Annotated in this window: 24 protein-coding genes; 8 read left to right on the top strand and 16 right to left on the bottom strand. The window is 67.6% G+C overall.

The annotated features are described in order from the left end of the window. Positions 1 to 4: 4 nt before the first annotated feature. On the bottom strand, positions 5 to 1,504 hold the full coding sequence (locus AC4ELS_RS20705) for a cobyric acid synthase (RefSeq protein ID WP_499049024.1): 1,500 nt from the start codon (positions 1,502 to 1,504) through the stop codon (positions 5 to 7). A 10-nt stretch (positions 1,505 to 1,514) separates the two neighbouring features. Further along, on the bottom strand, positions 1,515 to 2,372 hold the full coding sequence (map, locus tag AC4ELS_RS20710; RefSeq protein ID WP_064959932.1) for a type I methionyl aminopeptidase: 858 nt from the start codon (positions 2,370 to 2,372) through the stop codon (positions 1,515 to 1,517). 153 nt (positions 2,373 to 2,525) lie between these two features. On the opposite strand from map, the gene AC4ELS_RS20715 reads away from it, so the two are divergent. Beyond that, a complete protein-coding gene (locus AC4ELS_RS20715) occupies positions 2,526 to 2,906 on the top strand; it encodes a PaaI family thioesterase (RefSeq protein ID WP_064959931.1) in 381 nt (126 codons plus the stop codon). 2 nt (positions 2,907 to 2,908) lie between these two features. On the opposite strand, the gene AC4ELS_RS20720 is transcribed toward AC4ELS_RS20715, so the two are convergent. From AC4ELS_RS20720 to AC4ELS_RS20730, 3 genes are all read right to left on the bottom strand, one after another. After that, the gene (locus AC4ELS_RS20720) at positions 2,909 to 3,496 is read right to left on the bottom strand and encodes a DUF1707 SHOCT-like domain-containing protein (protein ID WP_055113041.1); all 588 of its coding nucleotides are present in this window, start codon (positions 3,494 to 3,496) and stop codon (positions 2,909 to 2,911) included. Positions 3,497 to 3,519: 23 nt separating this feature from the next. Further along, entirely contained in the window at positions 3,520 to 5,343 is a 1,824-nt protein-coding gene (locus AC4ELS_RS20725; RefSeq protein WP_064886899.1) for a penicillin-binding transpeptidase domain-containing protein, read from the bottom strand. A gap of 91 nt (positions 5,344 to 5,434) precedes the next feature. Further along, entirely contained in the window at positions 5,435 to 6,043 is a 609-nt protein-coding gene (locus tag AC4ELS_RS20730; protein ID WP_448446715.1) for a TetR/AcrR family transcriptional regulator, read from the bottom strand. A gap of 75 nt (positions 6,044 to 6,118) precedes the next feature. Between AC4ELS_RS20730 and AC4ELS_RS20735 the strand changes: the two genes are divergently transcribed. Beyond that, positions 6,119 to 6,679 carry a peroxiredoxin-like family protein gene (locus AC4ELS_RS20735; RefSeq protein ID WP_448446717.1) on the top strand — a complete coding sequence of 187 codons (561 nt, stop codon included), beginning with the start codon at positions 6,119 to 6,121 and terminating at the stop codon, positions 6,677 to 6,679. Between the two features lie 18 nt (positions 6,680 to 6,697). Here AC4ELS_RS20735 and AC4ELS_RS20740 read toward each other — a convergent pair whose 3' ends face one another. The 4 genes from AC4ELS_RS20740 to dxr are packed head-to-tail and all read right to left on the bottom strand — an operon-like array spanning position 6,698 to position 11,177. Beyond that, positions 6,698 to 7,552, bottom strand: a complete 855-nt coding sequence (locus tag AC4ELS_RS20740; RefSeq protein WP_064886903.1) for a GNAT family N-acetyltransferase — start codon at positions 7,550 to 7,552, stop codon at positions 6,698 to 6,700. 55 nt (positions 7,553 to 7,607) lie between these two features. Continuing rightward, positions 7,608 to 8,762, bottom strand: a complete 1,155-nt coding sequence (gene ispG, locus AC4ELS_RS20745) for a flavodoxin-dependent (E)-4-hydroxy-3-methylbut-2-enyl-diphosphate synthase (protein WP_055113031.1) — start codon at positions 8,760 to 8,762, stop codon at positions 7,608 to 7,610. A gap of 13 nt (positions 8,763 to 8,775) precedes the next feature. After that, entirely contained in the window at positions 8,776 to 9,996 is a 1,221-nt protein-coding gene (locus tag AC4ELS_RS20750) for a M50 family metallopeptidase (RefSeq protein ID WP_064886905.1), read from the bottom strand. Then, positions 9,993 to 11,177, bottom strand: a complete 1,185-nt coding sequence (dxr, locus tag AC4ELS_RS20755; protein WP_499049028.1) for a 1-deoxy-D-xylulose-5-phosphate reductoisomerase — start codon at positions 11,175 to 11,177, stop codon at positions 9,993 to 9,995. Before dxr ends, AC4ELS_RS20750 begins: the two co-directional genes overlap by 4 nt. Before the next feature lie 106 nt (positions 11,178 to 11,283). Between dxr and AC4ELS_RS20760 the strand changes: the two genes are divergently transcribed. Then, on the top strand, positions 11,284 to 12,039 hold the full coding sequence (locus AC4ELS_RS20760) for a GNAT family N-acetyltransferase (RefSeq protein WP_463806068.1): 756 nt from the start codon (positions 11,284 to 11,286) through the stop codon (positions 12,037 to 12,039). On the opposite strand, the gene sigI is transcribed toward AC4ELS_RS20760, so the two are convergent. Beyond that, on the bottom strand, positions 12,030 to 12,884 hold the full coding sequence (gene sigI / locus AC4ELS_RS20765; protein WP_064886911.1) for an RNA polymerase sigma factor SigI: 855 nt from the start codon (positions 12,882 to 12,884) through the stop codon (positions 12,030 to 12,032). The two genes, AC4ELS_RS20760 and sigI, sit on opposite strands and share 10 nt — an antisense overlap. A 93-nt stretch (positions 12,885 to 12,977) precedes the next feature. On the opposite strand from sigI, the gene AC4ELS_RS20770 reads away from it, so the two are divergent. Together AC4ELS_RS20770 and AC4ELS_RS20775 are read left to right on the top strand one after the other, a co-directional pair. After that, entirely contained in the window at positions 12,978 to 13,820 is an 843-nt protein-coding gene (locus tag AC4ELS_RS20770; protein WP_499049031.1) for an NmrA family NAD(P)-binding protein, read from the top strand. A gap of 12 nt (positions 13,821 to 13,832) precedes the next feature. Beyond that, entirely contained in the window at positions 13,833 to 14,285 is a 453-nt protein-coding gene (locus AC4ELS_RS20775) for a nitroreductase family deazaflavin-dependent oxidoreductase (RefSeq protein ID WP_499049034.1), read from the top strand. 19 nt (positions 14,286 to 14,304) lie between these two features. Here AC4ELS_RS20775 and AC4ELS_RS20780 read toward each other — a convergent pair whose 3' ends face one another. Both AC4ELS_RS20780 and AC4ELS_RS20785 read right to left on the bottom strand, forming a co-directional pair. Beyond that, complete coding sequence (locus AC4ELS_RS20780; protein WP_499049037.1) at positions 14,305 to 15,123, bottom strand: DUF4097 family beta strand repeat-containing protein; 819 nt, start codon at positions 15,121 to 15,123, stop codon at positions 14,305 to 14,307. 20 nt (positions 15,124 to 15,143) lie between these two features. After that, positions 15,144 to 15,617, bottom strand: coding sequence for a histidine kinase (locus tag AC4ELS_RS20785; RefSeq protein ID WP_499049040.1), 474 nt, complete (start codon positions 15,615 to 15,617; stop codon positions 15,144 to 15,146). 106 nt (positions 15,618 to 15,723) lie between these two features. Here AC4ELS_RS20785 and AC4ELS_RS20790 point away from each other — a divergent pair, with 106 nt between their 5' ends. Continuing rightward, a complete protein-coding gene (locus tag AC4ELS_RS20790; protein WP_499049042.1) occupies positions 15,724 to 16,806 on the top strand; it encodes a hypothetical protein in 1,083 nt (360 codons plus the stop codon). Positions 16,807 to 16,809: 3 nt separating this feature from the next. On the opposite strand, the gene AC4ELS_RS20795 is transcribed toward AC4ELS_RS20790, so the two are convergent. Both AC4ELS_RS20795 and AC4ELS_RS20800 read right to left on the bottom strand, forming a co-directional pair. Continuing rightward, the gene (locus AC4ELS_RS20795) at positions 16,810 to 18,300 is read right to left on the bottom strand and encodes a hypothetical protein (protein ID WP_499049045.1); all 1,491 of its coding nucleotides are present in this window, start codon (positions 18,298 to 18,300) and stop codon (positions 16,810 to 16,812) included. Positions 18,301 to 18,360: 60 nt separating this feature from the next. Beyond that, positions 18,361 to 19,230 carry a TIGR03619 family F420-dependent LLM class oxidoreductase gene (locus tag AC4ELS_RS20800; RefSeq protein WP_448446733.1) on the bottom strand — a complete coding sequence of 290 codons (870 nt, stop codon included), beginning with the start codon at positions 19,228 to 19,230 and terminating at the stop codon, positions 18,361 to 18,363. A 47-nt stretch (positions 19,231 to 19,277) separates the two neighbouring features. On the opposite strand from AC4ELS_RS20800, the gene AC4ELS_RS20805 reads away from it, so the two are divergent. Together AC4ELS_RS20805 and AC4ELS_RS20810 are read left to right on the top strand one after the other, a co-directional pair. Continuing rightward, complete coding sequence (locus AC4ELS_RS20805; protein WP_463790308.1) at positions 19,278 to 20,612, top strand: cryptochrome/photolyase family protein; 1,335 nt, start codon at positions 19,278 to 19,280, stop codon at positions 20,610 to 20,612. Positions 20,613 to 20,699: 87 nt separating this feature from the next. After that, complete coding sequence (locus AC4ELS_RS20810) at positions 20,700 to 20,954, top strand: DUF2631 domain-containing protein (RefSeq protein WP_064886919.1); 255 nt, start codon at positions 20,700 to 20,702, stop codon at positions 20,952 to 20,954. Between the two features lie 22 nt (positions 20,955 to 20,976). On the opposite strand, the gene AC4ELS_RS20815 is transcribed toward AC4ELS_RS20810, so the two are convergent. Next, positions 20,977 to 21,843, bottom strand: a complete 867-nt coding sequence (locus AC4ELS_RS20815; RefSeq protein ID WP_463790307.1) for an acyl-CoA thioesterase — start codon at positions 21,841 to 21,843, stop codon at positions 20,977 to 20,979. Next, positions 21,843 to 22,427, bottom strand: coding sequence for a hypothetical protein (locus AC4ELS_RS20820; protein ID WP_448446739.1), 585 nt, complete (start codon positions 22,425 to 22,427; stop codon positions 21,843 to 21,845). Before AC4ELS_RS20820 ends, AC4ELS_RS20815 begins: the two co-directional genes overlap by 1 nt. Positions 22,428 to 22,477: the final 50 nt, after the last annotated feature.

A 22,477-nucleotide genomic window follows, 5' to 3' on the forward strand; every position in this document is an offset into this window, starting at 1 on the left:
CAGGTTACCGAGGTACATCAGCGAGCGCAGTGCTCATGGTGGGCCGCGGCGGCGGCCCCTGCGCCACCAGGTCCATCACGGCATCGACGTCGAGATGTGCGGCCAGCAGGTCGGCCATCAGATCCAACTGGGCGTCGCGCCGACCCCGGACGTCGATGTCGTCGGCAACCACGAACCCGTCGCGACCTGCACCCGCGGCGACCTCGCTGAGCCAGGCCCGGCGCAGGTGGTCGTTGTCGAGCAGACCGTGCCAGTGGGTGCCGTACACCGAGCCGCAACGGAGCCCGATTCCCAGCCAGTCATCGGCTGCGCTGCGGGTCACCTGCCCGTGATGGATCTCGTAGCCCCACAACGGTTCTTCCCAGTGCCGCAGGGTTTTGTGGAGAGCGAATTCGATGTCGGCGTCGATCAGGCCGAGCCCCTCGACGGATTCCGAAGCCGCGGACTCGACGCCGTCGTCGATGCGGCGGCACAGCATCTGGAACCCGCCGCACACCCCGAGCACGGGCCGGCCCTGGGCCGCGTGTTCGAGGACGGCCTCGGCCAGGCCGCGTTGCCGTAGCCAGGCCAGGTCGCTGACGGTGGCTTTGCTTCCGGGAATCACCACGAGGTCGACGCCGGCGAGGTCTGCGGCGTCGGCGACCCAGCGCACCGCAACACCGGGCTCGCAGGCCAGTGCCTCGATGTCGGTGGAGTTGGAGATGCGCGGCAGCCTGATCGCGGCGACAGTGAGTGTCTGCGCCCCGCGGGGCGGCTGCGGTGTGCCCACCATGCCGCCGGGCCGGACCGACACCGAATCCTCGGTGTCGAGCCAGATCCCGTCGTCGAACGGGATCACGCCGTAGGTGGGCCGCCCGGTCAGCTCCAGCAGCTGCCGCAGGCCGGGTTCGAGGAGGGCTGGGTCACCACGGAATTTGTTGACGACGAATCCCGCGATGAGCGCCTGGTCCTCAGGGGCCAGGACCGCCACGGTGCCGTGCAGGTGGGCCAGTAGACCGCCGCGGTCGATGTCGCCCACGACGATGACAGGCAGATCTGCCGCACGGGCCAGCCCCATGTTGGCGAGGTCGGTGGCACGCAGGTTGATCTCGGCCGGAGAGCCGGCCCCTTCACAGATCACCACGTCGAATTCGGATCTCAGTGAGGCCAATTCGTCGGCGACGACAGCGGCGAGCCGCTCCCGGTGGGTGAAGTAATCGCCGGCGGCCACCGTTCCGGCCACCTGGCCGCGGATCACCAACTGTGACGTGCGGTCCCCGCCAGGCTTGAGCAGGATGGGGTTGAACCTGGTGCTGGGCGCCAGCCCGGCGGCCCGGGCCTGCATGGCCTGGGCGCGGCCGATCTCGCCGCCGTCGACGGTGACCGCCGAGTTGTTGGACATGTTCTGCGCCTTGAACGGCGCCACAGACAGGCCCTTGCGCGCCAACAACCGGCACAGCCCCGCCACGACCATCGACTTGCCGGCGTCGGAGGTGGTGCCGGCGACCAGCAACGCGCCGCTCACGGTACCTGCGTCACGGCAGGGTCAGGATCTCGGCGCCGTCTTCGGTGACCACCAGGGTGTGCTCGAACTGAGCGGTCCACTTGCCGTCCTTGGTCACCACGGTCCAGTCGTCGTCCCAGATCTCGTAGTCGAGCGATCCGAGGTTGATCATCGGCTCGATGGTGAAGGTCATGCCCGGTTCCAGCACGGTCTCCACGGCCGGCTGATCGTAGTGCAGCACCACCAACCCGTTGTGGAAGGTGGTGCCGATGCCGTGCCCGGTGAAATCACGAACCACGTTGTAGCCGAATCGGTTTGCGTAGGCTTCGATCACCCTGCCGACGATTGACAGCGCGCGCCCGGGCTTGACCGCCTTGATGGCGCGCATGGTCGCCTCGTGAGTGCGCTCGACGAGCAGCCGGTGTTCCTCGGAGACGTCGCCGGCCAGGAACGTGGCATTGGTGTCACCGTGCACGCCGTCGATGTAGGCGGTGACGTCGATGTTGACGATGTCACCGTCCTCGATCACGGTCGAATCCGGAATCCCGTGGCAGATCACCTCATTGAGCGAGGTGCAGCAGGATTTGGGAAATGCCTTGTAGCCCAGGGTCGATGGATAGGCACCGTGATCGATCATGTATTCGTGGGCGATGCGGTCCAACTCGTCGGTGGTGACGCCGGGCGCCACGGCCTTGCCGGCCTCGGCCAGGGCCGCCGCCGCGATCTGGCCCGCGACGCGCATCTTGTCGATCACCTCGGGCGTTTGCACCCAGGGTTCGCTGCCCTCCTGCACGGTCGACTTCCATGCGTACTCCGGTCGTGGGATCGACTTCGGAACCGGCAGGGTCGGTGACTGCACGCCGGGGCGCAGGGCGGTACGAACTGGCATGTGGACAGCTTAATCGTCAGTTCAGCGACAACGCCTCCAGCGTTGCGCGGCGTCGAGCTGCCGGCCACCGAGGCGCTGCGGCAACCCTCGCGAGAGCGGTCCTCTCGTTAACCGGTAATGGTGTTACCGTACGAGGATGACTGAGGCACGGCGATGACCGAAACCGTTCATGTGCTGGAACTACTGGAGTACCGCGAGGTCGAGTCGAGCGCCGACAGGCTGGTACTCGAAATGGACAACCGGCCCGACCTCGCCAACGTCCGCGGCGCCCTGCAGGGCGGTTTGGTGGCCACTCTGATCGACATCGCGGCAGGGATGCTGGCCGGCAATGCCAGCGGGGTCGGCTACGACGTGACGACCGCCGACCTCAACATCCACTTCCTCGCGCCGATCATGGGCACGGCTCGCGCGGAGGCGAAGGTCGTACGGGCCGGGAAACGCCTCATCGTGACCTCGGTCGACGTCACCGACGTCACCCGCGGTCGGCTCGCTGCCCGCGCGACGCTGACGTTCGCGGTGCTCGAACCTCGCTGAGATCAGGACCGGCGCAGCGTCAGCTTCCAGTTGCGCCGCGGCCCACGGATATCGACCGAACCGCACACCACCTTGCCGGTCAGGATGATGTGCGGAGAACCCTCGGCCGGCGCGTCGCGACGGTGATCGTCGGCGCTGCCCACGATCACCTCGACGTCGTCGATCGAGGCGCTCGCGCCGTCGGGCAACCGGATCTCCACCGACCCGAATTTCATGTCCAGCTCGATGACCACCATCGGCCCGGCGAACCGGGCCCGGGTCAGATCCAGCTCCACCGAACCCATCCGGCGTACCAGGGCCAGCCGGGTCGGAACGGTCCATTCACCCTGGCGTTTCAGCGAGCCGAGCACACCGCGCAACTCGACGCGGTCGGTGGCGGTGGTGACGATGGCTCCGGGCCCGGGCAGATCCCCCACCAACGCATCGAGGTCCGAATGTAGACGGGCGTGCGACACCATCGCGGAGCGCTCCTCGAACTCGGCGATGTCGATCAGTCCGAGTGCCACGGCATTGTGCAGCCGCCGCAGCGTGCCATTGCGGTCCGCATCGGAGACGCGTAGGTCCACAGATTGTTCATTGATCCCTGTCATGGCAGGTTCAACGGTACCGCCGTTCAGGCCAGGTAGTCGGGGGGAAGGCTGTCGAACATGGTCTTGCACATCCGCACCGCGTACTCCGAGCTGCCGCCGCCGACGATCAGCGCCGCGAACGCCATGTCCCCGCGGTAACCGGCGAACCAGGAGTGCGAGCCACCCATGAACTCGGCCTCCCCGGTCTTGCCGCGCACGTCGCCGAGCCCGTTGAGATCCTTGGCCGTGCCGTTGGTCACCACCAACCGCATCATCGGTCGCAGTCCGTCCACCATCTTCGGGCTGATCGGGGCCCCCGCGCGGTCGACCATGGTCTGGCGACCCTCGATGAGTTGCGGCACCGGAGTCCGGCCCGCCGCCACGGTCGCGGCCGCCAGCGCCATGCCGAACGGGCTGACGAGCACCTTGCCCTGGCCGAAGCCGTCCTCGGTGCGCTCGGCCAGGTCGACTGTGGGCGGCACCGAACCGGTCAACGTGTTGATGCCGTCCACCTGGTAGTCGGTACCGATGCCGTAGCGCGCAGCGGCCTGGGTGAGACCGCGTGGAGGCATCCGGCTGGCGAGCTCACCGAAGGTGGTGTTGCACGAATTGGCGAATGCGCGTGACATCGGCACGGTGCCGAGATCGAATGCGTCGTAGTTGGTGACGGTCCGGTGCCCGATGTCGAGCGTGCCGGGGCACCCCAAAAGAGTGTTGGGCGTTGCCATGTCGCGCTCGATGGCCGCGCCCGCGGTGACCATCTTGAAGGTCGAACCGGGCGGGAACTGCCCCATGGTGGCGAGCGGTCCGACGGCGTCGGCGGCCCCGTTCTGCGCGACGGCCAGGATCTCGCCGGTGGACGGTTTGATCGCGACGATCATCGCCTGTTTGCCGGTGGTGTTGACCGCGTTCTGCGCGGCGTCCTGCACAGAGCGGTCCAGGCTGATGGTGATCGACGGTGCCGGATCACCGGCCACCTCGTTGAGCACGTCGACATCGACGCCGTTCTGATTGACCGTGACCACCCGCCAGCCCGGCTGACCGTCGAGCTGGTCGGCCACCGATCTCTTGACCTCGTTGACGATCGCCGGAGCGAAAGTTTCATCGGTGGGCAACATTTCGGGCTGCGGGGTGACGACGACGCCGGGCAGCCGGCCGATGGCGGGCGCGATCCGGTCGTTGTCGGATTGCCTCAGCGTGATCAGGCTCATCGGCTGCGCGGACGCGCTCGCCTGTTCGGCGAGTCGCTGGGGGTCTCCCAAGGCGGGGTCGAATCCCCGCAGGGCGTCGGCGACCGCGCGGGACGTCGGCATCAGCGCGGCACCGGCCGCCCTCGCGTCGAGTGCGTAGGCATAGATGTAGCCGGGTACCAGCACATCGGTACCGCCACGCTCGTTGACCGATGCCCGTCGCGGCGCGTCGGCCCGCAGGGCAAAGGTCTGGTGCTCACCCAGCCTGGGGTGCAGTCCGGTGGCGCTCCAGCGCACCTCCCACCGACCCTCGTCCCGGATCATGTTGAGCTGCCCGTCGTAGGTCCAGGTGCGGTTCTTCGGCAGGTGCCAGGTGTAGCGGTAGGTGACGCTGCCGGTGTCCCCGGCGTACTTCGAACCCAGGATCTGCGCGTCGAGTCCGGTGGCCTGCAAACCGTTCCACGCTTCACCAAGAGCGGTCTTGGCATCGTCGGGCCGGTCGGCCAGCGCCGCCGCTGCCGCGGTGTCACCAGTGGCCAGTGCCGCGAAGAACTGTTCGGCGGCAGGCTCCGGCCCGTCGGGCCGTGGGGTGCAGGCACTGAGCGCCGTCGCCCCGAGGACCGCGATGACCGTGAACAGGCCCGCGGTCCGTGTGACTGATGATGTTTGAGTTGCCATTGAGGCTGATGTTAGAAACGTGGAGGCCGGAATCGTCGGAGGCGCACCGATACCGAACCGAGACTGTGGCGAGACCGATGAGTTGCCCGCTTCACACGTCCAGGGCACTCAACAGGATCTCGAGGCCGCGCCGGAACTCCTCATCGGGCCCGATGCCTGCGGCGACCGCCGCAGTCTCCGACAACAACGGATATTCGCCCGCCGGCAAGCCCGCCAGCGCCTGGGTACCTGGCCCGGCCAGACTTCCCAGTATCTCGATCTCGAGCGCTCCGAAGATGTAGGCGAGCAGGGCGCGGAACGCGTAGACCCGTCGCTCGCCGTCATATCCGGCGGTCGTGAGCACGCCGAGCACCGACTCACCCCAGCGCAGTGACGCCGGCGAGCGATGTCGGTGCGTGAGCATCAGCGGCGCCACGGCCGGATGCCGCGCGGTCGCCGTACGTACCCGCTCGGCGAGTTCGGCGAGTTGGTGTCGCACGGATCCCCGAGGCGATACGAGATCGACTCCGTCGAGCACGAGGTCCACCACCATCGCTTCGAGCTCGTCCCGATCGGCCACGTACCGATACAGAGACATGGTGCCCATGCCCAACTGACGAGCGACAGCTCGCATCGACAGCCCCGCCAGCCCGTCGGTGTCGACGACCTCAAGCGCAGCTGCGGCAACCTGACGTTGGGTGAGTGAACGTGGGCGCGGCATGACGATTGACAGCGTACACCGCACTCCTATACCGTCCAATCATAGGCGTACAGTGCACGCTAACCAGGAGGACCCGTGACCACACCCGTCTCGCCCAAGGCACCAAGGACCATCGGTCGATACCAATTCCGCAGTGTCACAGGCGAACACATCCCGGTGCCCGACCCGAGCGATCTGGTCCACCTGCAGTTCAGGCGCTTCGCCGGTTGCCCGATCTGCAATCTGCATTTGCAGTCCTTCGTCGCCCGGCATGCCGAGATCCACGCCGCGGGCATCCGCGAAGTGGTCTTCTTCCACTCCCCTGCCGCCGAATTGGCCGAGCACACAGCGGATCTGCCGTTTGCGACCGTTGCCGACCCGGACAAGGACATCTACCGACAGTTCGGTGTGGAGTCCAGCGCCCGCGCCCTGCTCGATCCCCGCAGTTGGCCGGCGCTCGTCCGAGGCAGTGCCCTGACACTGCGCGGACGATTCCGCGCACCGGCCGGCAGGCAGGCCGGTGGACGGCTCGGGCTACCAGCAGATTTCCTGATCGCACCCGACGGCGTGGTGCTCGCGGCCAAATACGGCGCTCATGCCGACGATCAATGGTCGGTCGACGAGCTGCTGGCGCGGGCCGCCGCCGGACGGCGGTGACACCGGGACCCGACGCGCTCAGTCCAGCAGGATGGTGGCGAACGTACCGACCTGCTCGAATCCGATGCGCGCGTACGTCGCCCGAGCCACCGTGTTGTAGCTGTTGACGTACAAGCTTGCGATACGGCCCGAGGCCACCACGGCGGACGCCAGCGCCGCTGTCCCGGACGTACCGAGCCCATGGCCGCGCCACTCCGGATGCACCCACACCCCCTGGATCTGGCCGACCGTGGGCGACTGCGACCCGACCTCGGCCTTGAACACCACCTCGCCGCGCTCGAACCGGGCCCACGCCCGTCCCGCGGCGATCAGGCTGGCGATGCGGCGACGGTAACCACGACCGCCGTCACCCAACCGCGGGTCGACCCCGACCTCGCCGATGAACATGTCGATGGCCGCCACCAGGTAGGTGTCGAGTTCCTCCATTCGCACCGGGCGGACCGCCGGATCGATCGCGCAAAGCGGCATCGAGCTCAACGCCATCAGCGGCTGCTGCTCGCGGACGTCACGGGCGGAACCCCATACCGATTCCAGCCGGCGCCACATCGGCATCACCAGCTCGGCGCGGCCCACCACCGAGGAGCAGCGCCGCGCGGTGCTCATCGCCTTGTCCGAGAACGCCTTGAGATCCTCGGCGTCACCGCGTAGCGGGATCAGATTGGGCCCGGCGTAACACAACGACTCGGTGACGCCGCGGCGCGTCCACAGCTCCCCGCCGATCGCGCCGTGCTCGACGCCGAACTCGGCGACACGCGCGGCCACCATGCACGACCCCACCGGATCCTCGTCGAACACCTGCAGGCAAGGGGTGGCGTCGCGCACCACGGAAACTCGTCGCTCGTCGACGAGTCGGAACAGCGGCGGAGCCGACATTGGCGATTCCCTCTGCTCAAGCCAAGGCTGGGTGACCCCGCTCACAGGGTCGCTATCAGCTTACGGTCACCACTGGCGAACCGCTGGCATCATCTGAACCCGCGGATTCCGCCAGCCGCATCGCCTCTTCGATAAGTGTCTCGACGATCTGTGCCTCGGGCACGGTCTTGATGACCTCACCCTTGACGAAGATCTGGCCCTTGCCGTTACCGGAGGCAACGCCCAGATCGGCCTCGCGGGCCTCACCCGGACCGTTGACCACACAGCCCATCACCGCGACCCGCAACGGGACATCGAGGCCGTCCAGGCCCGCGCTCACCGCGTTGGCCAGCGTGTACACGTCGACCTGGGCGCGCCCGCAGGACGGGCAGGACACGATCTCCAGGCCACGCGGTCGCAGGTTGAGCGACTCCAGGATCTGATTGCCGACCTTGACCTCTTCGGCGGGCGGCGCAGAAAGGGACACCCGGATGGTGTCGCCGATGCCCTCCGACAGCAGCGCGCCGAACGCCACCGCGGACTTGATCGTGCCCTGGAACGCCGGGCCGGCCTCGGTGACACCGAGGTGCAGCGGGTAGTCGCACTGGGCGGCAAGTTGGCGGTACGCCTCGACCATGATCACGGGGTCGTTGTGCTTGACGCTGATCTTGATGTCGCCATAGCCGTGCTCCTCGAACAGCGACGCCTCCCACAGCGCGGATTCGACCAGCGCCTCTGGGGTGGCCTTGCCGTACTTCTGCAGCAACCGTGGGTCCAGCGAGCCGGCGTTGACGCCGATCCGGATCGGGATGCCCGCTTCACCGGCGGCCTTGGCCACCTCTTTGACCCGGCCGTCGAACTCCTTGATGTTGCCGGGGTTGACGCGCACGGCGGCACAGCCGGCGTCGATCGCGGCGAAGATGTACTTGGGCTGGAAGTGGATGTCGGCGATCACCGGGATCTGGCTGTGCCGGGCGATCTCGGCGAGCGCGTCGGCGTCCTCTTGCCGGGGGCAGGCCACCCGCACGATGTCGCAACCCGACGCGGTCAGCTCGGCGATCTGCTGCAGCGTCGAGTTGACGTCGTGCGTCTTGGTGGTGCACATGGACTGCACGGCGATCGGGTGCTCGCTGCCGATGCCGACACCACCCACGTCGAGCTGACGGGTTTTGCGGCGCGGCGCCAGGGTCGGTGCCGGGGGTGCGGGCATTCCCAAACCGATGGACGTCATGAGATGAGATCTCCTAGTCGAAGATGCTGAGCGGGTTGACCAGGTCGGCGGTCACGGTCAACAGCATGTAGCTGACCACCACCAGCAACACCACGTAGGTGGCGGGCATGAGTTTGAGGTAGTTGACCGGGGCTGCGGCGACTTTGCCGCGGGCGGCACGGAACATATTGCGGATCTTCTCGTACGTCGCGACCGCGATGTGGCCGCCGTCGAACGGTAGCAGCGGCACCAGATTGACGGCCCCGAGCACAAAGTTCAACTGCGCCAGGAAGAACCAGAACGCCACCCACAGCCCGGCCTCGACCGTCTCGCCGCCGATGATGCTCGCGCCGACGACACTGATCGGGGTTTCCTTGTCGCGCTCGCCGCCGCCGATCGCGTGCACCAGCGCACCGATTTTGGTCGGGATCTTGGCCAGCGACTTACCGAGCTCGACCGCGAGGTCGCCGGTGAACGAGAACGTGGCGGGCACCGCGGTGATCGCGTTGTACTGCGTCGGCGGCTCACCCCGGGCCTCGCTGACGCCGATGGCGCCGACGGTGGTGGCCTCCTTGGCCTCCGTGCTGGTGAACCGCTTGGTCTGGGTCACGTCGACGACGGTCGTGATGGTCTGACCGTCGCGCTTGAGTTCGATCGACACCGGGCCGTTGAGCTTGCGGATCTCGGTGGCCATCTGCTTGAAGTCCGAGACGGGAGTGTCGCCGACCTTGACGATCTCGTCGCCGGCCTGGATACCGGCCAACGCGGCGGGACCGGGCCCGGTGCACTCACCCATCTTGTCGAGGCTCAGTTGTGCTGCCACACAACCGGTTTCGCCGACCTTCGCAGTAGTGGGCTGATTGATGTTGGGCAGGCCCCACATGATCGCGACCGCATAGAGGAGCACGAACCCGATGATGAAGTTCATCGCGGGCCCGGCGAACAACACCGCGACGCGCTTCCACACCTTCTGCTTGTACATCGCATATGGCCGGTCTTCGGGTGCGATCTCGTCGACCGACGTCATACCGGCGATGTCGCAGAACCCACCCAGCGGGATGGCCTTGATGCCGTACTCGGTCTCCCCCAGCCGGTTGGGCCGCCGCGTCGACCACAGCGTCGGGCCGAAGCCCACGAAGTAGCGTCGCACCTTCATGCCGGTGGCGCGCGCCACCCACATGTGCCCGCATTCGTGCAGGGCCACCGATACCAGGATGGCCAGCGCGAACAGCGCGATGCCGATAACGAACATCATTTGGTGACGAGCCCTTTTCTGACGGATTTCTGCTCGACGGTGCGCCGGGCCATATCCCTGGCCCACCGCTGCGCGTCGAGTACTTCTTCCACGGTAGCGGGTTCGGCAGCCCACTGGTCGGCAGCGTGCAACACGTCACCGACGGTGTCGACGATCGCCGGGAACGAGATCCGATCGGAAAGGAACGCTTCTGCCGCTTCTTCGTTGGCCGCGTTGTAGACCGCGGTCAGGCAGCCGCCACGCGTTCCGGCCTGCCGGGCCAGATTCACGGCGGGGAACACCTCGTTGTCCAGCGGCAGGAATTCCCAGGTCGAGGCAGTGGTGAAGTCACAGGCCAGGGCCGCGCCGGCGACCCGTTCGGGCCAGCCCAGGGCCAGCGCGATCGGCAGTTTCATGTCCGGCGGGCTGGCCTGGGCCAGTGTCGAGCCGTCGGTGAAGGTGGCCATCGAGTGCACGATCGACTGCGGATGCACCACGACCTCGATGCGCTCGTAGTCGATGCCGAACAGGAGATGGGTTTCGATCAACTCCAGGCCCTTGTTGATCAGGGTCGCCGAGTTCAGCGTGTTCATCGGGCCCATGGACCAGGTCGGATGCTTGCCGGCCTGCTCCGGGGTGACCGATTCCAGGTCAGCGGCCGACCATCCGAGGAACGGACCGCCCGACGCGGTGAGCACGATCTTGGCGACCTCGTCGGCGGTGCCGCCCCGCAGGCACTGGGCCATCGCGGAGTGTTCGGAGTCCACCGGGACGATCTGCCCCGGTGCGGCCGCCTTGAGCACCAGGGGGCCACCCGCGACCAGTGACTCCTTGTTGGCCAGGGCCAGCCGCGCACCGGTGGCCAGGGCGGCCAGCGTCGGCGCCAGCCCCAACGCCCCCACCAGCGCGTTGAGCACCACATCGGCTTCGGTGTTCTCGACCAGGCGGGTTGCCGCGTCAGGACCGGCATAGGTCACGTCGCCGACCTTCTCCGCGGCGGCCGCGTCGGCCACCGCGATGTTGGTGACGCCGGTCGCGGCGCGCTGGGCGGCGAGCAGGTCGGGGTTACCCCCACCGGCAGCCAGGCCGACGACCTCGAACCGGTCGGGATTGGCTGCGATGACGTCGAGCGCCTGCGTGCCGATGGATCCGGTGCTTCCGAGGATCAGCACGCGCTGCCGCGCCGGGGAATCGCTCACCAACCCATTGTGCCGCGCTGTGATGGGCGTTCCCTAATGCGCCGGCCAAAATTCGCTTGCGACCGCGCTTACCGTCAAGAGGCCCGTCGAACCTCTCCAGAAAATGAGCATGTCCGCCTTCTCAAGCCCGCTGTTCGCACCGGCCGTCGCCGCGTACTGGCAAACCTGCTTCGCCGGTGACGTGTTGTACCGCGACACGGACTTCACCGTCGTGACCAGGCCGGACCTCGACGTCGACTCCCCCGTCATGGTGCTCAAGACCGCCGACGGCCGGGTCAGCGCAGCCCTGACCCCCGATCTTGCCGACCGGGCGCGACTGGGTGGGCGGGCCAACCTGTCGGAAGCGGAGTTCCGCCGGGCCCTCACGGCCGCCGGCATCACCCTGAACGGCGCGGACTACGTGTTCTACTTCGGATCGGGGACACGCGAGTCGTTGACCGATGACTGCCCGGACGTGCGCCGGTTGACCGACCTCGACAGTGCGATTTTCGCGGAATTCGAGTCGGGCGCCTCGGCAGCTGACCTGGACGGCGCGTACGTGGAGCTCGACCACTGGGCGGTGTTCGGGGCGTTCGAGCAACCTCGGCTGGTGTGTGCGGCCAGCGCGTATCCGTGGGACGACGCGCCGCTCGCCGACCTCGGTGTACTGACCCTGTCGCCCTTCCGCGGAAACGGTCACGCGCGCACCGTGGTTCGCGCTCTGAGCCGCTATGTCTACGAGCAGGGCTACGAACCGCAGTACCGCTGTCAGCTCGACAACTACGCGTCCGTGGCGCTCGCCAAGTCGCTGGGTTTGCAGCCGTTCGGCGAGTGGGAGGTCATCGCCGAGGACGGTCCGGTCGGGATCGAACCGACTCAGGGCTGACTCGCCTGCCGAGCCGACGGGTCGGCCGTGGCCTCGATCTTGAGCACCAGCCCGTCGCGGATGGTCAGCACCACGACCGCGAACAGCCGGTGCCGGTCGTAGGCCAGCAGCACCGGTTCGGCCGCGCACACCACCGTCGCCCCCGGCCCGAGGTAGCGGAGCAGGTTTGTCGCGACGTCATGGCGGCCGTGGTTGACCTGACGCAGGGCGGGGTCGGTGAGCACCGTGCCGACACCCCAGACGCTCGGGTCGAGCACCGAGGCCAGCGCCGCCACGTCGCCGTTGGCACACGCGGTGATGAACGCATCGGTGACCTGTCGGTGCTCGTCGGCGCTGACCTGATCCAGCGTCGGCGCGGCGCCGGTCACCTTCGTCCGGGCCCGGCGCGCCAGCTGTCGGCACGTTCCGACCGGGCGGCCCACCGTGTCGGCGATGTCGTCGAACGGGACCCGGAAGATGTCGTGCAGTACGAATGCGACGCGCTCGCCGGGACTGAGCCGGGTCAGCACCGCCAGCAGCGCCGAGCCGACCTGGTCGTCGAGAGTGACGCGGTCTGCCGGGTCGGAGCCGACAGCCGCGGTCGTGGCCAGTGCCGCCGAGCCGTCGGGGCGTTCGAGCCGCGCCCGGGCCGATCGCAGGAGGTCCAGGGACAGCCGGCCCGCCACCACTGTCAACCAGGCGCGGACATCATCGAGATGCTCCTGGTCGGCGCCGGCCAGCCGCAGAAACGCTTCCTGCGCGACGTCCTCGGCGTCACCGATGTCGCCCAGCATGCGGTAGGCGAGGTTGACCAGATAGGGGTGGTGGTCACGCCACGCCGCCTCGAGACCGGCAGATCCGTTCATGTGTCTACGACGAATCCGCGGCCCGAAAAGTTACTCGTGGCCTTGATTCGTAGCCGCTGTAACTTTCTGGACGGCCGCCCCGTCCTTGATCGCATGAACACAATTCTCGTCACGGGCGCAACCGGCAACGTCGGCCGCCCGCTCGTCTCCGAACTCGTCCGTGTCGGTGCCCGCGTGCGCGCCGTCAGCCGCAATCCTGACGCCGCCGGGTTCCCGTCCGGTGTCGAGGCGGTGCGATCGGCCGCCGAAGGCATGGTCGGCGCCTCGGCGGTCTTCCTCAATTCCCGGGCCCTGGGCCCGGATCTGGCCGCGACAGTCGAATTGGCCCGCGCCGCCGGGGCGCAACGCCTGGTCGCGTTGTCTGCGATCAACGCCGATGACGACGACACCCGGCAACCGTCCCGGGTCCGCGGGGATCGCAACCGTGAAGTCGAGCAGCTGGCCGTGGCCTCCGGCCTGGAGTGGGTCAGCCTGCGCCCCACGGTGTTCGCGTCCAACTTCGCGGGCATGTGGTCGGCGCAGATCCAGGCCGGCGATGTGGTGAGCGGACCGTATGCCGCCGCGTCCACCGCGGTGATCGTCGACGCCGACATATCCGCCGTCGCCGCCGTCGCACTGCTCACCGACGACCTTGTGGGACAGCGCATCCCGCTGACCGGACCACAGGCACTCACCAACACCGAACTGGTGGCAACGATCGGCCGCGTGCTGGACCGGCCGCTGCGCTATCACGAGGTGCCCACCGAGGTGGTACGGCAGCGGTTCGTCGATCTGGGCTTTCCGGCCGCATTCGCCGATGCCTACATGGGCCTGTTGGCCGACACGGTCGAAAGGCCCGCGCTGGTCACCCACGAGGTGGACAAGATTCTCGGTCGGCCGGCCACGACTTTTGCCGAGTGGGTGGCCGACCACCGCGAGCTTTTCGCCAATAGCTGAGGAGGACAAGACATGTCAGGACACGCGACCGAGCCACACCCACCGCGCTGGCTCAAGCCGATGAACAAGGTGATGATGGCGGTGCAGAGCCTCGGGATCCCGACCGGACCGGCGATGGTGCTGACCGTCCCGGGCCGCAAGACGGGTAAACCCCGCCGCACTCCGATGACACCGTTCGACCACGACGGCGAGCTCTACACGGTAGCGGGCTACCCCGGCTCGGACTGGGCGGCCAATGCGCGTGCCGCCCGTACTGGAACCCTGACCCGGGGCCGACGCTCCCGGACGGTCAGGATTGTCGAACTCACGCCGGACCAGTCACGTCCGGTGCTGCGAGCGTTCGCGGTCAAGGTTCCGGTCGGTGTCGGCTTCGCCAAGCGCAGCGGCCTGGTGGTCGAGGGCACAGCCGACGAGTTCGAGGCACTGGCAGGACGTTTGACGGTGTTTCGGTTCGATCCGGCCTAACGCGCCCCGGACAACCCGCCTAAGAGGAGTGGCCCGCGGACACCGGACCGACGGCACGGCGGATCGAGATGTCTCCGGATCCGGTGCGGGCCTGGAGCCTGAATGTCTCGTCACCGTCGGCCGGCCCGTCCGAGGACTGCAACCCGTTGTCGACGGTGCCGGAGTGGGTCTTGAGTTCGAGCCGCGCGGCGGTGCCCTCCGGAATGCCGACTTCGACCTCGCCGCTGCCGGTTTGCGCGCTCAGCGCACCGTTGACGGCTACGGCGACGGTGACAGAACCCGAGGCGGTTTGATGCCTGACGTGACCGTGCAGAGTTCCGACGGTGAGGCTGCCGCTGGCCGCCTGGAACTTCATATCGCCATCCACGCGAGCGATCTGCGCGTCGCCGGACGCGGTGGCGATCCGCGCGTTGCCCGTCAGGTCGCCGATGGTGATATCACCGGAGGCGCTGTCCGCCTTGAGGTTTCCCGCGACACTGGCCACGCGCATCGGGCCGCTCGCCGTGGCGAGACGGCAGTCCGAGTACCCACCCTCGGCGTCGATGTCGGCCGACGCGGAGGACAGATTCAGTCGGGAGCCGGTCGGCAGGGCGATGTCGACGCGGACCGCTCCCCCACGTCCCATCGACAGGACCTTCCTGCCTGCGGTCACCACGAGAGTGCCGTCGTGAAAATCGATCCGGGCCTGTTCGGCCGCGCGCACGTCGGAGGTGCGTTCGGGATCTCGCGGTTTGATGTCGACGACGGTGTCCTCGCGGCCGGTGGCTGCCAGGCGCACCGTGCCGGCAACGACTTCGACGACGGCCGTGATGGGTTCGGCGGTGTGGAACTTGGGCATCGGTTTCTCCTGTCGATCGGTCAGCGGACCCAGCCGCTGAAGGTCTTGTCGGTGCCGCGACTCGCTCGCCCGGTCCGACCGATGGCCGCCGCGGCCGAACGTACGAGCCAGGCATTCACGGACACACCGTCCCGCCGGGCGGCGGCCTCCACCCCGGCCCGCAGGCTCGCCGGGACTCGTAGCGACACGCGCCAGGTGCCGCCGTCACCGTCGTCGGGGACGTCCATGACGGGAGGTGCGGAAGCGTCGGCCTCCGCGGGCTGGACCGTGAACTCGGGGTCACGCCCGTTGAGCCGGACATGGACGGATCCGGGGGCGAATTCGCGGGTGATCTGCTCGGCAGCCTCGGACAGCGCCTCCAGCAGAGCCAGGCGCAGCGCCGATTCCAGTGGCGCGGTCAGTCGGTGGGCCAATGCCTCGGCCTCTGGCCCTCCCGCCGCGGCGGCCACGCCGAGTTCGTGCCGGACGGTGTCGACATACGGCTGCAAATCCATGGCGTCATGGTGACATCATTTTGACATCACCACAAGCGTCATGTTGATGCATGCCGCTGCGGCGCGCACCGAAGGGCCACCTGGACGCGACCGTATGCTCAGGCGGATGAACTCTGCCGAGGACGCCCGGACGTTCCCCGTCACTGCTCGGACCGAGTACCTGACCAGCCGGCACCGTGCGTCAGCCGTCGCATCGGGCGCCGCCCTGTTGGCGGGGATGGTCACGCTGGTCGCGCTCAGCTACGCCGAGGTGTCCGGACTTGTCACCGCCGCCGTTGTGGCCATGTTCATCGCCGCCGGACTGGCCGCTGTGGCCTACGGGCGGCTGGAGAAGCCGGGCGCGGTGCTGATCACGGTCGATGACGACACCGTCTCTCTCGGCCATGAGTTCCACGGCATCGTCAGCTACCCGCTGTCATCACTGATCGCGGTGAGTCGAGCGGGACCAGCTGCTGACACCACGACCGACGGTCGGCTCTTGACCGTGCGGGGGCAGCAGTACCTGACGCTGGCCTTCACCGCCGACGCCGGCAGCGAGGAATGGCGAGTGGCCGTCGTCGGCTCCGACCCCGCGGCCGTCGAGATCCTGCGCCGGTTGGAATCGAGATTGCCCGATTCCGAATCCGGTATCGAAGCGCCGGTTTCGAGTTCGCGGATCGCCGACGCCGGGACCGACGACGCGGCGCGGCGGTTGTGGGAGGAGGCCGCCCGGCGCCACAGCGACATCCTCGGCGCCTACGGCGCCTACGAACTCGACCCGGCGATGTTGTTGCGCTACCCCGCGATCACCGACGTCACCGTCGAACCGACGCAGACGTTCCATGTCGCTCTCGACGAGGCGCAGGCATTGCGCACCGAGGACTTTCCGGGCAGCCGGGGACTGGCCGATGCCTACCAACAGGCGGTGGTGGCCCTGCGCCGCGCCTGGATCGCGTGCGAATCACACGGGAAGAAGGTCGGCACGTCCTATCTGGATGCGACCGATCGCGCTGAACTGGATACCGCACTCAAGCTCTACAACCACGCCACGTCAAGCACCACCCCCGCCGAACAGGCCACCTATTACGGCCGGGTCCGCGAAATCGTCACCAAACTCGCCGACCGTGGCGCCCTGCATCCACCCAAAGTCCAACTCGCGCAACTGGAGGGTGTCACGCGGCGGGCCATCGAGGCGGCCAAACCGCAGTGACACTCAAATGGCGCCGGGCGCAAGGAATTCACCGGTGACCGAGTAGGTCCCAGTCGCCGCATCCACGCCCGCGAGCTCGATCCGGATCGCCAACCGGTGCTGGTCGATCTCCCGGTCGGTCATCCAGATCTCGACAGCCTCCCGTTCGTAGGGTTCGAGGGCGCCACGTTGCATCGCTTGTGCGCGAACGGATTCGAACGCTTCCCGGCTGATGTCGTCGAAAGCGAACGTCTGCCTCCGCGAGTGGTGCGACTCAGCGCTGACCTCGGGCAGTTCGCCCGGCACGATGACGATCTGACCGGACCGGTCACCGGTGTCGAAATCCAGCAGCACCCCGCCGCTGCTCTGGAGTTGGCTCGCGTGCGCGGTCGGCGTGGCCCGGTGGGTGCCGCGGATCTCGAAGTTCGTCAGCACCCGGTCGGAGGCTGTAATCCCGGCCTGTGCCAACGCTTCTCGCGCCTTGTCGAACGACACCGCGAAATCCGCCGGATCGAAGATCTCGCCCACTGTGCCGTCCGGGAGGCCGTTGACGGTCTTGCCACCGAAGGAGCCGGTCAGCATCACCGGAGCGCCGGGCGCCGACCGTTTGATCTCCAGGTCACCCCGCTGCCCCGCCGAGCTCGCACGTTGGGCCATCTTGTCGGCGATCGCGTCCAGATCGGTCGACGCGATCTCGGCAGCCGTGAAAGTGCTGTCCTTGCGGAGCACCCGCTGTGACGGCGTGATGAACGCGTCGCCGCCGTTGTTGATGTAGACGATCGTCGCGTCACCGTTGGTCGGGTCGAGCACCGTGCCATAGTCCGACCCGCTGGCAGTGAGACGCAGATCGAGCAGATTGTTGGACGCCGCCGGACCGAACTGTTCGGCGATCGCGCGGATCATGCCGTCACGACGGGCGTTGAAGTTCATGCTCTTCGACTTGGTTTCGGTATCGGCCCGTGGCACAGGCGACGCCGGCCGACCGAACGAGATATGCCAGGCCTCGCCAACCCCGAACAGCACGGCGAACGTCACCAGCACGGTCACCACCGGATAGATCACGTCGCGCGCGCCGCGGTGATCGCCGAAGCCCGGCGGACGGGAAACGTCGCGCGCGGGCAGTCGATCTGGCGGCAGCGTCGTGAGCGGATTTTCCGTCAGGGAGCGAAAGTTGCCACGTGACATCGACGCGATCCACCGCGCCTGATACACGGTGTCGTGCGGTGGGCTGATCGTCGCGCTCACCAGTGTCGGCTGCAGATCGTCGTCGGTGAGACTGCTGCGGGCGAGTGCGTCGACACGGACCGGCACCGCTTGCGGATGCGTCAGGTCCCCGAACACCTCAAGGTCGGATGCCCGCGAGAGCCGGGGTGCAATCGCAAGACCCGCGACGATGAGCGGAATTGAGACCAACACCGCCACCCACCAGGCGTTATAAGCGCCGAGCCCGATCCCGGCGGCGATGAGGACACCGGCAGCGCCGGCTTGGCCGACGCGCATCAGCGTGCGCTTCATGACCCTCCCTGTCCACACCGGTTTAGCGCGATCATAGTGGCGCCGACCGGGTAGCCCCGGTCAGCAGATCTTCGCGATGACCGTTTCCGCGAACTGCTCGATGGGACCCCGGAATCGGTCGACGCCGGTGGCGCCGTTGGGCATTGAGAGCCAGGGCGCACACATCACCGCGGTGATGCCGAGATCCTCGGCGCGCTTGTACAGATCCGCGGACGGCGGATCCAGCAGCGCCAGGATGATGTCGAACGGCTCGTCCTGCCGCCCGTGGTCACGGCGCAGTTCGGCCAACCGGGTGGTGTAGCGGGTGGCCTGCTCCAGCGTGTAGGCGTAGCCGATCCAGCCGTCGCACGATCGGGCCGCCCGCCGCAGCGCCGCCTCTGATTCACCGCCGCACAGGATCGGCACGGGGGCGGGCGGATGCGGTTCGATCATCAGCTCGGGAACCGAGTAGTAGCGCCCGTCGTACGACACCCAGCCGCCGCGCCAGATCTCGCGCAGCGCCGGAATCATCTCGTCGAGCCGCTTGCCGCGAGTGTCGAAATCCTGGCCCATGAGCTCGAACTCCTCACGCATCCAGCCGACCCCGACCCCGAGCGCCACCCGACCACCGGAGATCACCGCGGCCGTCGCCACCTGCTTGGCGACCTCGAGCAGCGGACGCGCGGGCGCCACGTATACGGCGTTGGAGAAACGCAACCGGCGGGTCAGCGCCGCCATTGCCCCGATCAGAACCCAGGAGTCCGGCCAGGCCGTCTCCGGCGCCCACGGTGGCTTACCCGTCGACGAGTCCGGATACGGCGATGACAGCTCGCGCGGATAGATCATGTGATCCGAGCAGACCATGCCGTGATAGCCGGCCTCGTCGAGCAACGGCGCCACCGCCAGCGCGTCGGTGGTGTCCATGAATGCCGTACCGCTCCAAAACTGCATCTGCGCCCTTCCGTGTATTCCGGTGTGTTCATAGGCAGCATGGACACATGCCCACACTGCTCTGGTTCCGGCGAGACCTGCGGTGCCACGACCATCCCGCCCTGCTGGAGGCCGCACGAGAAGGCGGCGAGGTACTGGCCTGCTACGTGCTCGATCCGCGACTGGAGGCATCCGCGGGTGCACGTCGCCTGCAGTATCTGTACCGGGCCTTGCGCAACCTCACCGACAACCTCGATGGAAGACTTCTGGTGACTCGTGGCCGACCAGAACAGCGGATTCCGGCGCTCGCCCGGGCCATCGGCGCCGCCTCGGTGCACACCTCGCAGGACCACGCGCCGTTCGGCCGGCGTCGCGACGAGGCGGTCCGGGCGGCCCTCGGCGAAACCGACCTGTGTGCAACAGGATCGGGCTATCTGGTGTCGCCCGGCAGGATCACCAAATCTGATGGCGCGCCATATCAGGTCTTCACGCCGTTCTTCCGCGCCTGGCGTCGGCACGGCTGGCGCATGCCTGCGGATTCCGGGCCCGATTGCGCGCACTGGATCGACCCGGCCGATATCCCTGACGACATCTCCGCACGCGTCGAAATTCCTTCTGTCACAGGACAACTGATTTTCGAAGCAGGCGAGGACGCGGCGCGGTCGCAGTGGCGGGAATTCGTGGCGGAGGAATTGGCCGACTATCCGGCCCGGCGCGACCGCCCGGGCCTCGATGCCACCAGCCGGATGTCGGCGCACCTCAAGTTCGGCGCCATCCACCCACGCTCCATGGCCGTTGACCTCGACTCGAACGATGAGACCTACCTGCGCGAGCTGGCCTTCCGCGATTTCTATGCCGCCGTGCTGCACCACTGGCCCGACAGCGCGTGGCGAAACTGGAACCGCGACTTCGACGCGATCGAAGTGGACGACGGCGAGGCGGCCCAGCAGGCATTCGAGGCGTGGAAGGACGGCCGGACGGGCTTCCCGATCGTCGATGCCGGGATGCGCCAGCTCGCCTCGACCGGCTTCATGCACAACCGGGTGCGCATGATCGTGGCCTCGTTTCTCGTCAAGGACCTGCATCTGCCATGGCAATGGGGCGCGCGCTGGTTTCTGGACCAGTTGATCGACGGCGATCTGGCCAACAACCAGCACGGGTGGCAGTGGGCAGCCGGTTGCGGCACCGACGCCGCACCGTACTTCCGCGTTTTCAATCCGGACCTGCAGGGCGCGAAGTTCGACCCCGACGGCGACTACATCCGACGCTGGATACCGGAGTTGGCCGATGTCGCCGATGTACACAAACTCGGCGCCGGACGACCGAGGTCGTATCCGGAACCGCTCGTCGACCACGCCGAGGAGCGCCAGGAGGCCCTGCGGAGGTACCGGCGCCTCGGTTGAACCCCCAGGGCCGGCGTACGACGCAGTGTCGTATGTCAGAATGTGCGGAAGCCAAGCCTGAAGCCAGTTCGATCCGGAGGAGCAACCGTGGCCAGCACCGAAGTGGAGCGCAACAACGGCGTCGACGTCGAGGAAGTGCCGTCCGCAGCGTGGGGCTGGTCGGATCTGAACATCAAGGTGATCCACCTCGGCGGCATCCTGTCCGCGATCTTCCTGCTGGTCATGATGCACGGCAACCACATCGGACATGTCGAGAACTGGTTCCTCATCACGTTCGCGGCGCTCATCTTCCTGGCCGTGATCCGCAACATCTGGCTGCGTCGCCGCGGCTGGATCCGCTAGCCGCACAGCGCGCCCGCCGGCCCTACAACCGGGCCGGCACATCGATCGCGGTATCCACCGGTCGCATCGGGCGAATCAGCCCCTCCTGGGCGAATGACGCCAGCAGCTCGCCATCCTCGGTATGCACCTGACCGCGAACATATGACATCCCCTGTCCGGCCGCGGTGCTCTCGTGGCCGTAGAGCAACCAGCCGTCCCACTCCACCGGCTCGTGGAAGCTGACCGATGTCGACATCAGGGCGGTCGACAGCGTCGAGTGCGCCTGCGCCGTGCCGATCCCGCGATGCGGCCGCATGGTGGTGGAGATTCCGAGTTGGCCCGTGAAATATGCCAGCAGCGCCTTGCCGAGTTCGTCCCGTTCAGGGATCGGGTCATAGCGCAGCCAGGCGTAGAGTTCCGGCGGCCCCACCTCCTCGGGACTGTTCACATCGACCACATCGACCAGGCGCAACTCATGACCGGCCATGGCCCGCCCGGCCGGGTGGGCGTCCTCGGGCGTCTCGACGTCGGGCCGCAACGCATGGTGACTGACGACGTCGCCCGCGGGCACATCGGCGAGAACCGTAACGGTCGCGCACAACCGTGAATCCTGGGCGACGGCCACCACAGCCGTCGCCGTCGAACGGCCCTCGTGCACCACGGTCACCGCCAGCTCGACGGTGGAGTCGATCTCGACCGGCCGGGTAAAGACCGCATGGGCCGAACGAATTGCCTTGTCGGGGAACCGCTTTGCCACTGCGACGATGGCCTGGCCCAACGCTTGCGTACCCTTGGCCACCTTCCTGCCGTCGGTGCCGGCCGGTCCGGTGACGCCGACGAACCGGTCCGGTCCGGCCTGCGTCACATCGAACACCTCGAGCAGACCGGCGACAGACGCCTGTCGGGACATCAACACACCGGCACCAGATCGGCCTCGAGCAGGCCCGCAGATCGTCCGTACCGGAACAGTGTCTCGACCTGCCCGGTCGAACCCGGATTCGCCCCGGCGATCACCAACGCGTGAGCCTTGAACGCCAGCGCTGCCGCGCTCGGCTGGTACTGCACATGGTCCACGGCCCCGCTCAGACCGTCAGGGCCATGTGCCCCGAAAAAGACCACGCCGGTACCGGATCGGCGCACGGCGCGTACGTGGTCACCGGATTCGAACCGATCGGTCCCGATCGCCGTCATCGTCACCGCATCTGCCTCGGTCGACCACAGGCCGGTCAGATCAACGGCTTTCACCCCGAGGATCCGGAGTGCACGCTCGTCTGCACAGGCGTCGGCGGCGACGCTGACACGCCAGCCCGCCATCGCCCGGTCGAACAACCATCCGCCGATAGCCGACACCACGGCGGTGACGTCGGCGGCCACCACGTTGAGTTCGTACTGCAGGGTCTTGTCGGGCTGCGCCCGCGGCCCGGACAGCGGGCCAGTGCGGGCAACCGTGCCGTGCACATTGCCGCCGCGCGCTTCGGACAACTGTGCGGACATTCCTGACTGTAGGGACATAGGGCATCCAATCCGGGTCCAAAGGGCTGATC

The sequence above is a fragment of the Mycobacterium shunyiense genome, assembly GCF_058270035.1.

Bases quoted from the DNA above. Each gene is read 5' to 3' on its own strand.
- map (WP_064959932.1), bottom strand. From the start codon at position 2,372: ATGCCAGTTCGTACCGCCCTGCGCCCCGGCGTGCAGTCACCGACCCTG.
- AC4ELS_RS20715 (WP_064959931.1), top strand. From the start codon at position 2,526: ATGACCGAAACCGTTCATGTGCTGGAACTACTGGAGTACCGCGAGGTC.
- AC4ELS_RS20720 (WP_055113041.1), bottom strand. From the start codon at position 3,496: ATGACAGGGATCAATGAACAATCTGTGGACCTACGCGTCTCCGATGCG.
- AC4ELS_RS20725 (WP_064886899.1), bottom strand. From the start codon at position 5,343: ATGGCAACTCAAACATCATCAGTCACACGGACCGCGGGCCTGTTCACG.
- AC4ELS_RS20730 (WP_448446715.1), bottom strand. From the start codon at position 6,043: ATGCCGCGCCCACGTTCACTCACCCAACGTCAGGTTGCCGCAGCTGCG.
- AC4ELS_RS20740 (WP_064886903.1), bottom strand. From the start codon at position 7,552: ATGTCGGCTCCGCCGCTGTTCCGACTCGTCGACGAGCGACGAGTTTCC.
- ispG (WP_055113031.1), bottom strand. From the start codon at position 8,762: ATGACGTCCATCGGTTTGGGAATGCCCGCACCCCCGGCACCGACCCTG.
- AC4ELS_RS20750 (WP_064886905.1), bottom strand. From the start codon at position 9,996: ATGATGTTCGTTATCGGCATCGCGCTGTTCGCGCTGGCCATCCTGGTA.
- AC4ELS_RS20760 (WP_463806068.1), top strand. From the start codon at position 11,284: ATGTCCGCCTTCTCAAGCCCGCTGTTCGCACCGGCCGTCGCCGCGTAC.
- sigI (WP_064886911.1), bottom strand. From the start codon at position 12,884: ATGAACGGATCTGCCGGTCTCGAGGCGGCGTGGCGTGACCACCACCCC.
- AC4ELS_RS20770 (WP_499049031.1), top strand. From the start codon at position 12,978: ATGAACACAATTCTCGTCACGGGCGCAACCGGCAACGTCGGCCGCCCG.
- AC4ELS_RS20775 (WP_499049034.1), top strand. From the start codon at position 13,833: ATGTCAGGACACGCGACCGAGCCACACCCACCGCGCTGGCTCAAGCCG.
- AC4ELS_RS20780 (WP_499049037.1), bottom strand. From the start codon at position 15,123: ATGCCCAAGTTCCACACCGCCGAACCCATCACGGCCGTCGTCGAAGTC.
- AC4ELS_RS20785 (WP_499049040.1), bottom strand. From the start codon at position 15,617: ATGGATTTGCAGCCGTATGTCGACACCGTCCGGCACGAACTCGGCGTG.
- AC4ELS_RS20790 (WP_499049042.1), top strand. From the start codon at position 15,724: ATGAACTCTGCCGAGGACGCCCGGACGTTCCCCGTCACTGCTCGGACC.
- AC4ELS_RS20795 (WP_499049045.1), bottom strand. From the start codon at position 18,300: ATGAAGCGCACGCTGATGCGCGTCGGCCAAGCCGGCGCTGCCGGTGTC.
- AC4ELS_RS20800 (WP_448446733.1), bottom strand. From the start codon at position 19,230: ATGCAGTTTTGGAGCGGTACGGCATTCATGGACACCACCGACGCGCTG.
- AC4ELS_RS20805 (WP_463790308.1), top strand. From the start codon at position 19,278: ATGCCCACACTGCTCTGGTTCCGGCGAGACCTGCGGTGCCACGACCAT.
- AC4ELS_RS20815 (WP_463790307.1), bottom strand. From the start codon at position 21,843: ATGTCCCGACAGGCGTCTGTCGCCGGTCTGCTCGAGGTGTTCGATGTG.
- AC4ELS_RS20820 (WP_448446739.1), bottom strand. From the start codon at position 22,427: ATGTCCGCACAGTTGTCCGAAGCGCGCGGCGGCAATGTGCACGGCACG.